The sequence below is a fragment of the Oceanobacter sp. 1_MG-2023 genome (assembly GCF_030689025.1).
Lineage (GTDB): Bacteria > Pseudomonadota > Gammaproteobacteria > Pseudomonadales > Oceanobacteraceae > Oceanobacter.
On the sequence record NZ_JAUYWA010000017.1, the window covers coordinates 62,491 to 73,792 of the forward strand.

At 55.5% G+C, this 11,302-nt stretch carries 12 protein-coding genes; 8 read left to right on the top strand and 4 right to left on the bottom strand.

Annotated elements, in window-relative coordinates; all coding sequences use genetic code 11:
• Nucleotides 1-50 precede the first annotated feature (50 nt).
• Nucleotides 51-1,247: an MFS transporter gene (locus tag Q8W22_RS11800; RefSeq protein WP_303432370.1), complete on the bottom strand. Its 1,197-nt coding sequence runs from the start codon at nt 1,245-1,247 to the stop codon at nt 51-53.
• Between the two features lie 187 nt (nt 1,248-1,434).
• Between Q8W22_RS11800 and rpe the strand changes: the two genes are divergently transcribed.
• The 6 genes from rpe (at nt 1,435) to cmoB (ending at nt 7,120) form a co-directional block, all read left to right on the top strand.
• Entirely contained in the window at nt 1,435-2,139 is a 705-nt protein-coding gene (gene rpe, locus Q8W22_RS11805) for a ribulose-phosphate 3-epimerase (protein WP_303432556.1), read from the top strand.
• A gap of 24 nt (nt 2,140-2,163) precedes the next feature.
• Nucleotides 2,164-2,883 (top strand): phosphoglycolate phosphatase, encoded by a 720-nt coding sequence (locus tag Q8W22_RS11810; protein ID WP_303432368.1) that lies wholly within the window; start codon nt 2,164-2,166, stop codon nt 2,881-2,883.
• A 47-nt stretch (nt 2,884-2,930) separates the two neighbouring features.
• Nucleotides 2,931-3,569, top strand: coding sequence for a hypothetical protein (locus tag Q8W22_RS11815; protein WP_305452456.1), 639 nt, complete (start codon nt 2,931-2,933; stop codon nt 3,567-3,569).
• Complete coding sequence (gene rmuC, locus Q8W22_RS11820) at nt 3,569-5,068, top strand: DNA recombination protein RmuC (protein WP_305452457.1); 1,500 nt, start codon at nt 3,569-3,571, stop codon at nt 5,066-5,068. The genes Q8W22_RS11815 and rmuC overlap by 1 nt, the downstream gene beginning before the upstream one ends.
• Nucleotides 5,069-5,279: 211 nt before the next feature.
• Entirely contained in the window at nt 5,280-6,020 is a 741-nt protein-coding gene (gene cmoA, locus Q8W22_RS11825; RefSeq protein ID WP_303432362.1) for a carboxy-S-adenosyl-L-methionine synthase CmoA, read from the top strand.
• Between the two features lie 50 nt (nt 6,021-6,070).
• Nucleotides 6,071-7,120, top strand: a complete 1,050-nt coding sequence (gene cmoB, locus Q8W22_RS11830) for a tRNA 5-methoxyuridine(34)/uridine 5-oxyacetic acid(34) synthase CmoB (RefSeq protein WP_305414926.1) — start codon at nt 6,071-6,073, stop codon at nt 7,118-7,120.
• Nucleotides 7,121-7,271: 151 nt separating this feature from the next.
• Here the strand turns inward: cmoB and Q8W22_RS11835 are convergent, their stop codons facing one another.
• On the bottom strand, nt 7,272-7,991 hold the full coding sequence (locus Q8W22_RS11835; protein WP_303432359.1) for a hypothetical protein: 720 nt from the start codon (nt 7,989-7,991) through the stop codon (nt 7,272-7,274).
• Between the two features lie 68 nt (nt 7,992-8,059).
• Nucleotides 8,060-8,923 carry a carboxylating nicotinate-nucleotide diphosphorylase gene (nadC, locus tag Q8W22_RS11840; RefSeq protein WP_305452458.1) on the bottom strand — a complete coding sequence of 288 codons (864 nt, stop codon included), beginning with the start codon at nt 8,921-8,923 and terminating at the stop codon, nt 8,060-8,062.
• Nucleotides 8,924-9,230: 307 nt separating this feature from the next.
• Here nadC and ampD point away from each other — a divergent pair, with 307 nt between their 5' ends.
• Both ampD and ampE read left to right on the top strand, forming a co-directional pair.
• Nucleotides 9,231-9,794: a 1,6-anhydro-N-acetylmuramyl-L-alanine amidase AmpD gene (ampD, locus tag Q8W22_RS11845; protein ID WP_370693293.1), complete on the top strand. Its 564-nt coding sequence runs from the start codon at nt 9,231-9,233 to the stop codon at nt 9,792-9,794.
• Complete coding sequence (ampE, locus tag Q8W22_RS11850) at nt 9,791-10,750, top strand: regulatory signaling modulator protein AmpE (protein ID WP_303432356.1); 960 nt, start codon at nt 9,791-9,793, stop codon at nt 10,748-10,750. The genes ampD and ampE overlap by 4 nt, the downstream gene beginning before the upstream one ends.
• Nucleotides 10,751-10,828: 78 nt before the next feature.
• On the opposite strand, the gene Q8W22_RS11855 is transcribed toward ampE, so the two are convergent.
• Nucleotides 10,829-11,188 (bottom strand): PilZ domain-containing protein, encoded by a 360-nt coding sequence (locus tag Q8W22_RS11855; RefSeq protein ID WP_303432355.1) that lies wholly within the window; start codon nt 11,186-11,188, stop codon nt 10,829-10,831.
• Nucleotides 11,189-11,302: the final 114 nt, after the last annotated feature.

Below are 11,302 nucleotides of genomic sequence, written 5' to 3' on the forward strand. Positions count from 1 at the left end.
TTTACTGCTTGGCTTTGTGGGTTCAACATCCTGCCGGGTTGTGTAGAGAGTCAGTGTTTTTTTATCAAGGTTTCATTCATCCGTGATGCCATCACATACAGCCCAATCAACCCGGTGGCGGCAATCAGCTGTGAGCACAATAACAGGCTGCCAACGGTGAGGATGGCGCTGATAGCCAGTGGTGCCGCTGCCTGGCCGGAATCGGACACCAGTTTCCAGACGCCCATAAAGCGGGCGCGGCCGGTGGTGGGGGCGAAGTCGGAGCCAAGTACCATCACCAGCCCGGCACTGACACCGTTGGCAAAACCGATCAGCAGGGCACTGAGCAACAGACCAAGGTAGCTGTCGGCCCAGCCGAGAGCGGCGAGACCACAGGCAAACAGCAGCAGACTGGGGGCAGCAGCGGCCTTGCGTCCCCAGCGATCCATAATGATGCCTGCCGGAATAAACATCAGGCTGTCCATCAGTGCAGCGGCGGCCACCACCAGACCGATTTCGGCCACCGACAGCCCAATGGCGTTACCCGCCAGGGGTAATAACACCACTCGGCCAGCACGCATGAATTGCAGTGAAATCATTGCCAGGCCGGCACTGAGAAACGCCTGACGGTGATCGGTCAGCACGTGCATGATGGCGACCAGGCTATGGGGGGTACGGTTTACCTCGGGTTCGCCACGGTCGGCGGATACCAGCACCACCAGTAACGACAGCAGGCATAGCAGTACCAGCACCACAAAGGTAGCCTGATAACCAAACTGCACGGCGGCCAGGCCGCCCAATGCCGGGCCGAGCAGGGAGCCAATCCGCATGGCGCCGGCCATCAGTGAAATTGCCCGGCCCCGCTGGTGCACCGGTGCGCGGCTGGTGACGTACGATTGTCGCCCGATTAAAGAAAACGACATGCCGATGCCAGCGATAACACCGCCCAGCCCCAGCAGCAGGGGTGTTTCGGTCAGTGTCATCAGGCTGTAGCCGATGACGTAGCCAGCGGCCCCGAGCATCAGGCAGGTTTTGTCACCCCAGCGTCCGGCGACGATACCGGCAGGAATATCGCCTGCCAGCTGGCCAATGCCGCGAGTGGCCATCATCAGGGCGGCGATGGCTGGACTGTAACCCAGCTCCAGCACGTACAGCGGTAACAGCACCAGAATGGCGGTTTGTGCCGTGGCGGTTAAAAAACCCGGCAGATAAACCGGCCAGAACAGGCTGGTAAGTAGCAGGCGCAGTGAGGGGGCTGGTGTTGTCACAAAAGGCTCTCGTTGAAAATCGCTCGAGAGTCTAACGGCGCGCTACTAAAGTATAAACCGCTGATTGGACAACGGCTTGTTGCTCACCGCACAGCCAGTGAATGATGTGGTCACCGAGACAGGCTGCAAAAGCGCTTCCCACCGCTTACAATGGCTGCTTGTTCATTATCCGGTGTTTATCCTGACCATGCGTGATTTTCTGATTGCCCCTTCAATTCTTTCTGCTGATTTTGCCCGTCTGGGAGAGGATGTTGCCGCTGTGCTGGACGCCGGTGCCGACGTGGTTCACTTTGATGTGATGGATAACCATTACGTACCGAATCTGACGATTGGGCCGATGGTATGCAAGGCATTAAAAAAATATCTTGATAACCATGGCTATAAGGCACCGATAGATGTTCATTTGATGGTGTCGCCAGTGGATAGCCTGATCGCGGATTTTGCTGATGCCGGAGCCACTTATATTACGTTTCATCCGGAAGCGTCGGAACATATCGACCGCAGCCTGCAGTTGATCCAGTCGTTGGGCTGTAAGGCTGGTCTGGTGTTTAACCCGGCTACGCCATTACATTACCTTGATTATGTGATGGACAAGCTTGATGTGATCCTGCTGATGTCGGTCAACCCGGGGTTTGGTGGCCAGTCGTTTATTCCGGGTACACTGGATAAGCTGCGCCAGGTACGTCAGCGCATCGATGCGTCCGGGCTGGATATTCGTCTGGAAATCGATGGCGGCGTCAAGGTTGATAATATTCAGGAGATTGCCGAAGCCGGGGCCGATATGTTTGTTGCCGGGTCGGCGATTTTCAACCAGCCGGATTACCAAACCGTGATTGACCAGATGCGTGCACAGCTGGCGGCCAGTGCTGTTTCGCCTTCTCGCAACGATTAAAATCCATCAAAAGGTATTGCTGATATGTCGATCTGGAGTGAACCGGTATTAACCTGTTTTTCGGCCCGTGAAAAAGCGGTTCCGCAAGCGCTGCTGTTTGATCTGGATGGCACCTTGATCGATAGCGTACCGGATCTTGCGGCGGCGATTGATCAAATGCTGGTGCAACTGGGCCAGGCTCCTGCCGGGGAGACACTGGTGGCAGAGTGGGTCGGTAATGGTGTCGATATGCTGGTACGCCGGGCCTTGTGCCAGGGGAATGACCTGCAGGCTCTGGCACTGGATGACGCCGATGTTGCTGCTGCCCAGGCCTTGTTTGATCCGTTTTATCTGGCTCACCTGAATGACGCCACTGGCGTTTATCCCGGCGTTACCAAGACCCTGACCACCCTGGCGGTACTGGGGATTCGTATGGCGCTGGTGACCAACAAGCCCCGAGCCTTTACCGAAGTGATACTGGATTCTCTCGGCTGGCAGCCGTACTTTGATGCTGTGGTGTGTGGTGATGACTTGCCGCAGCGCAAACCCGATCCGGCGCAGCTGTTGTACGCCTGTGAGTTGATGGCAGTCGAGCCACAGCAAACCATGATGGTGGGAGATTCCCGCAACGATATGTACGCTGGCAAAGCCGCCGGTTGTGTCACGGTGGCGGTACCCTATGGCTATAACCACGGCGAAAATATTGCCACCTGTCAGCCCAACCTGCTGATCCATTCTCTGGCTGAACTGATCGAACCGGCATAAACCGCACGGAATACACCGCCGCATCGGCCGCAACAGGGAGACGCAGTATGCATTGGATGGCATGGGTGATCAGTCTGGTTCTGCTGAGTGGAGTCACCCTGGCTGAGGTCAATATCCGTTTGCCGCAACCGGACTGGTCCAGTATCCCGGTGGCGGCTTCCAACCACGCGTTTGAGGATGGATTGCATCCCTATCTGGATGCTGCCTATGGCATCAGTGCCTTCGATTGGCCTGATGATAAAGACCAGCCGGATGATGCCGATCAGGGGGAGGTGTTAGGGCGTTTTTTGCGGGTAGGCGGTGGTTACAGCTGGCATTCGATACTGTCGGTTGGCGCGGCTGCCTGGCTTTGGATGGGGGATGACGATGATCCGGACGACGAGAGCATGAATCCGGTCTATCAACAACACGGCGTGGCATTCAGTTGGGATGTGCGGGCGATGTTGCCGATCGGGTCCGGGTCTGGCCCCTGGCTGGGGTATGGCAACATCTGTTTGCGTACCCGGGCTGTACGGCTGGAGGCGGTTCACCGGGTATCGGGCTGTACGCCAATGTGGCAAGCCGGATTGACCTTGTCGGCGGGGTCGCAGGGGTATCCTGTGGCGTTGAATCTGGAATACGGCCGGGCAGATATTGATGATGTGCAGAGTTATGTCATCAGCGCCGGATTGAGAGGAATGTTCTGATGGATCGATTGACCCTGGCTGCGTTGTTTCCGTTTGAGTCCCAGATGGTGGGCAGTTACGTCTTGTTGGCGCTGTCTGGTTTGATCTCCGGTGTGCTGGTAACGGCACTGATCATGCGCCATCGTTCCAGAACTGCGGCGAGCTTGATGCAACAGCAGTATGAACAGCGTATTTCCTTGCTGGAAACCGAGCTGAAAGAAACCGGAGTGGCATTGCATGCATCCCGCACAGAAGCCGCTCGCTGGCAGGAGCGTGGCAATGCCGCGGTGATGCAAAAGCAGGCGCTGGAAAGCGAACGCAAGGCGGCCCAGTCGTTGTGGCAAAACCGCTTGGCCGATTTGCAGCAGCGTTTGAGTGAATGCCAGACCGAATTGGCCAGCGAGCGTCAGGGGCGGAAAATGCAGCAACAGCATGCCGATGAAAAACTGGCCTTGCTGCAGCAGAACAAGGAGCAGCTGTTGCAGGAGTTTGAACAGTTGTCGCAAAAGATCTTCGAGCAGAAACAGCAGCAGTTTACGCGTCAGAGCCAGGAAGGGCTGACCAGCCTGCTGACACCGTTTCGGGAGCAGCTCGATGGCTTGCGCAAAAAAGTCGAGGATGTGCACATCAGTGACACCCGTGACCGGGCTTCGCTGCAGGCGCAGATTGTGGAGTTGCACAAGCTCAACCAGCATATGTCAGCGGAAGCGCATGCACTGACGACGGCCTTGCGGGGTGAAACCAAAACCCAGGGCAACTGGGGAGAGATGGTGCTGGAAACCGTGCTCGAACGCTCCGGGTTGCGCAAGGGCGCTGAATATGTCCGTGAAGAAAGCCATCAGGACGACAGCGGCCAGCGTTATCGGCCGGATGTGATTATCCGCTTGCCGGAAGGCAAGCATATCGTGGTGGATTCCAAGGTATCGCTGAATGCCTATACCGATTATATCAATGCCGACTCCGAGCTGGAGCAGGCCGCGGCATTGAAGCGGCATATCGAATCGGTGCGCAATCACGTTCGCAGCCTCAGTGACAAGGCTTACCAGAATCTGAACGGATTGAATTCGCCGGATTTTGTGTTTCTGTTTATGCCGGTTGAACCCGCATTCATGCTGGCTTTTCAGCACGACGAAAGCCTGTTTAATACTGCCTTTGAACAAAAAATCGTGGTGGTAACGCCAACAACCTTGCTGGCGACGTTACGTACCGTTGCCAGTTTGTGGGCGATTGAGCGACGTAACCAGAGCACGGAAAAACTGGCCGATCAGGCTGGCAAACTGTACGACAAGCTGGTGGTGGTGGTCGAGAAATTCGAGAAAGTCGGCAGCCAGCTGACAACGGTAAACAAGAGTTACGATGAGGCCTGGAACTCGCTGAAATCTGGCCGGGGCAATTTGCTCAGTCAGGCCGACAGCTTCCGCAAGCAGGGGGTGCGGGTCAAAAAGGCCCTGGCCAAAAACCTGGTGGATGATGCCAATGCCGAAGCGGAATTACACGAATCACTGGCAACACCACCGTAGGGCCTGGCTGTGACCTCGGCCGTTGATCCTGCTTTTCTGTGGCCGCTGCCCCGGTTTTTTGTCCGTGCCGTTGCGTCCCTGCTCCTGTTGATAAACGGCTGATTATTGGCTGGTTTCTCCGCCCCGGTTGTCGCTGTGATACCATGGCGATTTGTGATTGCCAGCGTCTGCCAAGACGAACTGGCCCTGATAAGTGACCAGAGACAGCCGTATGAACGAGCGTGACGACCTCTACCAGACTCGCGAATCCCGCAGTGCCGATTTCCGTTTTGATGACGCCGTTGCACGGATATTCCCCGATATGATCAAGCGTTCCGTCCCCGGCTATGCCGAGACGGTTGCCATGTCTGGCATTATTGCCGGACGTTACGCTCAGGATAATACGCATCTGTATGACCTTGGGTGCTCGCTGGGTGCGGTGACACTGGCGATGCGTCACGGGGTCCGTGCCCAGGGGTGCCAGATTATCGGGGTGGATAACTCGGCGGCGATGCTGGAACGCGCTGCTCACTATATCGCTCTCGATGATCACTCCCTGGCGGGTGATTCGGCGGCGGTGGAATTATTGCAGGCTGATATCTGTTCATTGGCGCTGGAAACAACATCGGTGACGGCGCTGAATTATGTGTTGCAGTTTATCGCCCTCGATCAGCGTCTCGATTTGCTGACCCGTATTGCAGAAGCCACTGTGCCGGGTGGGGCGCTGATCCTGTCGGAAAAAATCTGCTTTGATGAGGCTGAACAGCCGGTGCAGGATGCCTTGCACTGGGATTTCAAGCGCGCCAATGGCTACAGTGAAATGGAAATCGCACGCAAACGTACGGCGATTGAGAATTATCTGATTCCGGAACGCGAAGAGGTGCACCGCCAGCGCCTGTTGGCGGCTGGATTCCGTCAGGTAACCCGCTGGTATCAATGTTTTAATTTTGTTTCATTTCTGGCGGTGCGCTAATACCGTTAACGCACGTTGGTTTTTGTTCCCTTCTTTTTTGAGTCTGCTTCATGCCCGTTGATGTTTCTCCTCTGTTTGCTGATCTGGATGCTGCTGACGCAGCGACCCTGTTGCCGCTGTTTGATGACGTGCTGAAGGCGATGCGCGAGGAGGGCAGCCGGATGGGCCGCTGGGCCGATGTCTTGCCCGGTCAGTTACAGGATTTGCTGGTTACTCGGGAACATGGCGATCAGTCCCGTTGGGTGGACGCCTTGCGTTTGTTGCCATCACTGACGGCGCTTGATTGTGATCTCAATGCCGATGATCTGGCGATTACCAGCGCTGCTTGTACTGCGACACAGGCGCAAGCGATTGAAGCCGGGCTGAGGGGGCTGATGCCGTGGCGCAAAGGGCCGTTTCGGATTGTTGATAGCCATATTGATACTGAATGGCGCTCCGACTGGAAGTGGCAACGGTTGGCACCTCACCTGTCGGATCTGACCGGGCGTACGGTTCTGGATGTTGGCTGCGGCTCGGGCTATCACCTCTGGCGCATGCTGGGTGCCGGTGCGTTCCGGGTGCTGGGAGTGGATCCTTCGCGGCTGTTTCTGATGCAGTTCCAGGCCATCAAGCGCTATGTCGCCGCAGCACAGGGCGTGGCTCCCCGCGCAGACCTGTTGCCGTTCAAAATGGAAGATGTCCCTGCTAACCTGAAAGCCTTTGATACTGTGTTTTCGATGGGGGTGTTGTATCACCGCAAATCGCCGATTGAACATCTGGAAGAGCTGCGCGGGGCATTAAAACCCGGTGGTGAGCTGGTGCTGGAAACGCTGGTGATTGATGGTGTTCAGGGGGAAGTGCTGATGCCGGAAGATCGCTACGCCATGATGCGGAATGTCTGGTTTATTCCAACGGTTGAGACCTTGTTGTTGTGGTGTCGGCGTACGGGTTTCCGTAATGCTCGCGTGGTGGATCTGAACCGGACCTCGCTGGATGAGCAGCGCACGACCGATTGGATGCGCTATAACTCGCTGGTGGATTTTCTGGACCCGGAAGATATATCAAAAACCGCTGAGGGGTATCCCGCTCCGTTGCGGGCGGTGATTATCGCTGAAGCATAAAAGGCTGGGGCTGGGTCTGGGGCCGAGGTCAGTGATATCGACCGCCGACAGCGTCCTGCACTCCAGACCCATACTCCATGCTCACAGCCAGGCTACTCTCCAGGCTTACCGGGAAGTCCTATCGGGGGAAGTACAGTGAGCAACGACGTATTTACTGCTCCGCTGGCGGGTTGACCGCAGGGCTGACAGGGTCCCGTTCTGCGGTGGCCGCTTCTTGCATTTGCTGCCCGGATTTTACGCCCAGCACCTTGCCTTCGGTATCGGTGATCAGCCAGTTGCCTGTTAATCCGATGGTCAGTCTCACGGTGTCGTTAAACTCGAACAGGCCTGCCGGTGCCCGGCTGTGGAGAAAATCCATAAAACCGCCATCGGTGATGGGATGCAGTTCTTCGGCGGTCAGATGCTGGTAGTTTTCAGGGCCAAAGATCGAGCCACCGCTGTTGGGCAAATAATAAAATACCTGGTTATCACTGGTCTGAATGGCTTTTAACGTGTCGCTGTTCAGGGTCTGGGCATAGAGTATTTCATAACCTTGCGGCGGGAAGGCAACGTACAGCGCTACCGGACGGGTTGTGTGGACGGTATAGACGCCCGCAATCAGTGCAGCCAGTTGCACCACAGCAATGATACTGAGATCCATCTTCAAACTTTTTTTCGCTGGATTGAATACCAGCAAGGTCAGTGTCGGCCCCAGTACCAGATCAACCCCGGCAATCATCAGCAGTGCCTGATGCCAGCCTTGATCGGCTTCGCTGAGAATGCCGGGATACCAGACACCAAATACCAGTGCCACCAGAATAAAAAACAACACCAGGCTAATGCCAAAGTGGGCAGCAAAGGCCTGATAACGATTCCATGAGGTCAGATGCATAAAAGTCCCCTTTATATAAAGATTCGTTATAGATTTTTTGTGATCAACAGTCTGTGACCGATGCCATGTCAGAGTGTAATACGCATGGATAAGTCAATCGCTTTACAATCCTTGGTCAGTGCACCGATAGAAATATAATCGACACCGGTGCGTGCGTAAGGCAGCAGGGTGGCATCGGTAATGCCGCCTGACGCCTCCAGTTTGACCGGGCCAGCAGGACGGTGAGTGGTGGCAGCACGGGCGTGTTGTACGGCGATGGTCATTTCCGCAGGAGTGAAATTATCCAGCATGATGATGTCGGCATCGGCGTTGATGGCTTCATCCAGCTGGGTCATGGATTCCACTTCTACCTCGACGGGTTTGCCCGGGGCAATGTCACGGGCTGCGGCAACGGCCTGAGCAATACCACCGCAAGCCATTATATGATTTTCCTTGATCAGAAAGGCATCGTACAAGCCTGTACGGTGGTTAAAACAGCCACCGACGCTGACAGCGTATTTCTGTGCGATACGCAAGCCGGGCAGGGTTTTCCGTGTGTCGAGCAATTTGACCTGGGTGCCCGCGACCCGATCGGCATACTGTCGACACAATGTGGCGGTAGCGGACAGGGTTTGCAGAAAATTCAGCGCACAGCGCTCGCCGGTCAACAGGCTGCGGGATGATCCCGACAATTCAAACAGTACCTGATCAGGCCGTACCCATTCACCTTCGGATACACGCCAGATAACCTGAACGTTCGGGTCCAGTTGACGGAAGACTTCATCAACCCAGGCTTTGCCGGCGATGATGGCTCGTTCGCGGCTGATAATACGGGCGTGGGAGCGTTGCTGTACCGGGATCAGGCGGGCCGTAATATCCCCACTGCCGACATCTTCGGCGAGGGCGGTGGCAACGGCGGTGGCAATATCGGCAGCGTGTAGGCTCAGGTTCATGGTATGGCTCTTGATACGAATTGTAGGACGGATAACAGATACAAGGTGTTGTGCCCCTCCGGGCGACCGGGTCTCTCTGGGTCGCGGGTCATGATGGCAGGTCACGGTGGCGGTGAATATTACACGGAACGCGGCGTTGGTGCATGGCGACTCGCAACACCGGGACCAGCAGCAGTTCTGGCTGCAACAGTGCCAGCCACGACGCTGGCAAGGGTATCTGCAAGAATGCTGACTCTGTCTAACGGGGTTGTATAACAGATACGGTGTATTATAAACGCTGAATAAACATAAAAAGCGGGGAAAACCGTTGATTCTGGATGTACAAGACGGGCGTTTGCCCGATGCGCTTTGGGTGCCATCCCCCAACTTTGGCCCGCGTCCGCCAGAGGCGGTTGTGTCTTTGCTGGTGATTCATAACATCAGTTTGCCTCCAGGTCAGTTTGGCACGGGGTGTGTGCCGCGATTTTTCACTAATCAGCTGGCTGCGGATGAGCATCCCTATTTTGCGGGCATTGCCGATTTGAAGGTCTCCAGTCATTTTCTGATCGAGCGGGACGGTACGCTTTACCAGTTTGTGAATGGTAATGACCGTGCCTGGCACGCTGGCGCTTCATGTTACAAAGGTCGACCAGACTGTAATGATTATTCTGTTGGTATCGAGCTGGAAGGCTGTGATGACACACCGTACTCTGATATGCAATATCAGGTACTGGCGCAGGTAACGATGGCTCTGCGTCGCTATTACCCCATGATTGGCAACCGTATAGCAGGTCATAACGAGATTGCACCAGGTCGCAAGACGGACCCGGGTGCGGCATTTGACTGGCCGCGCTACCTGAATTCCCTGAAACCAGATGAGTATGTCTTATGAAATTTCTGATTTTGTTTATTGCGCTGTTGCTGCAGCAACAGTTGCCTCGGGCTCGTCGCTGGGGGCAGGGAGACCTGTATGGTCGCTGGTTGGGGCTGTGGCAACGTTGGGCGGGGTTTGAACGTCAGGGTGCTCGCACGCGGTTTCTGCTATTGGTCATTCTGCCCAGTATTCTGGTGACCTTGTTGTTTATCTGGCTGGAGTCGTTTGCCTGGGGGTTGCTGGCAGCGATTGCAGAAATCGGCTTGTTATTATTGGTCTTGTTTCAGGCCAATGTTGGTGGTGGCCTGAAACGCTACCGCGAACATCTGGCTCATGGTGATGTGCAGGGTGCGTTTCTCTGTGCGGAAGAAACGGTTTCCGTGCCTGGGGTCGGTTTATCAGCGGATGCAGAAAGTCTGAATGCCCAGGTGTTGCATACTGTGCAATACCGTTGGTTCGAGTATTTTTTTCTGATGGTTTTCTGGTACATGTTCGCCGATGTAGGAGGGGTGGTGCTGGCCTGGCTGACACTGCATTTTGTTCGTGCCCAGGAAGCCGCCGCACTCATGGCGGAGGATGACGTACCTCAAACGACGGCAGCGGATTGTCAGCAAGGTGAGGAATCAGAGGGGCAGACTGCTTGTATTGCGCGCTGGTGCTTGCATTGGCTGGAGTGGGCGCCTGCCCGTTTGCTGGGACTAACGTATTGTCTGGCCGGTAATATGACCGTGGCATTACCGGTATGGCGACAACTGTTGTGGAAAACGGCTATCGACAGTCAGCAAGTGCTGGCGGATGTGGCGAGCGCAGCGTTGTCTTTCAGTCATGATGGGAAGCGTTGCTGGCACAGCGCCGCAGCGGATTGTGCTGCGGCAGCTGCAGAAGTGGACGAATGGCAACGGCTGCATTTTCGTAGCATGTCTGTCTGGATGGTGGGGATTGCCGTAGCAACGATCGGAGGCTGGTTACTTTGACGATGTCATCGTATCGTCAGAACAAGTGCCTAAGCTTATTGTCGGTGGCTTGGCAAGTTGCCCTGACGAGTGACGGGTTTATGATCCCATTGGTTTGGAAGTAGTGGTTTGATAGCTTCTGATCATATTGTCCAGGGTGGTACAAGGGGCTTTTATCCGACATCCGGCGCGGTACAGACTGGGTGTGAGAGGCCTGCTCCAGACAACTTCAGCCTGGCAAAAGCCGGTGCGGTGTAGATCGAGGTCTGGCCGGATATCGACAAGCTCCAGGCTCAGTTCGGTACCGGGGGGAATGGGTTCGTAGGTTGAGATCATCAACCCGTTATCAGAGCAGTTCAGCAGTAAGCCAAGATAAGACAGGTCGTTTTGTTGAAAAACGCTGACGCTGGATGATACGTCGACTCTTGGGGTATGACGTTGTTCGGCTGGTCCGTTCATGCAAAACCTCCTTCACAGAGTGATATAACAGCCTAAAGGGGACATCTATTTAATCCTGCACGGCTCTGCGCGAGTGTTGCCGTTGTTCAGAGCAAGGCGACGAATGCAGCGAAA

What these genes read in the sequence shown, in the direction of transcription:
- cmoA (WP_303432362.1), top strand. Translation starts at nt 5,280, where the DNA reads ATGAACGAGCGTGACGACCTCTACCAGACTCGCGAATCCCGCAGTGCC.
- cmoB (WP_305414926.1), top strand. Translation starts at nt 6,071, where the DNA reads ATGCCCGTTGATGTTTCTCCTCTGTTTGCTGATCTGGATGCTGCTGAC.
- Q8W22_RS11810 (WP_303432368.1), top strand. Translation starts at nt 2,164, where the DNA reads ATGTCGATCTGGAGTGAACCGGTATTAACCTGTTTTTCGGCCCGTGAA.
- Q8W22_RS11855 (WP_303432355.1), bottom strand. Translation starts at nt 11,188, where the DNA reads ATGAACGGACCAGCCGAACAACGTCATACCCCAAGAGTCGACGTATCA.
- ampE (WP_303432356.1), top strand. Translation starts at nt 9,791, where the DNA reads ATGAAATTTCTGATTTTGTTTATTGCGCTGTTGCTGCAGCAACAGTTG.
- rmuC (WP_305452457.1), top strand. Translation starts at nt 3,569, where the DNA reads ATGGATCGATTGACCCTGGCTGCGTTGTTTCCGTTTGAGTCCCAGATG.
- Q8W22_RS11835 (WP_303432359.1), bottom strand. Translation starts at nt 7,991, where the DNA reads ATGCATCTGACCTCATGGAATCGTTATCAGGCCTTTGCTGCCCACTTT.
- nadC (WP_305452458.1), bottom strand. Translation starts at nt 8,923, where the DNA reads ATGAACCTGAGCCTACACGCTGCCGATATTGCCACCGCCGTTGCCACC.
- rpe (WP_303432556.1), top strand. Translation starts at nt 1,435, where the DNA reads ATGCGTGATTTTCTGATTGCCCCTTCAATTCTTTCTGCTGATTTTGCC.
- Q8W22_RS11815 (WP_305452456.1), top strand. Translation starts at nt 2,931, where the DNA reads ATGCATTGGATGGCATGGGTGATCAGTCTGGTTCTGCTGAGTGGAGTC.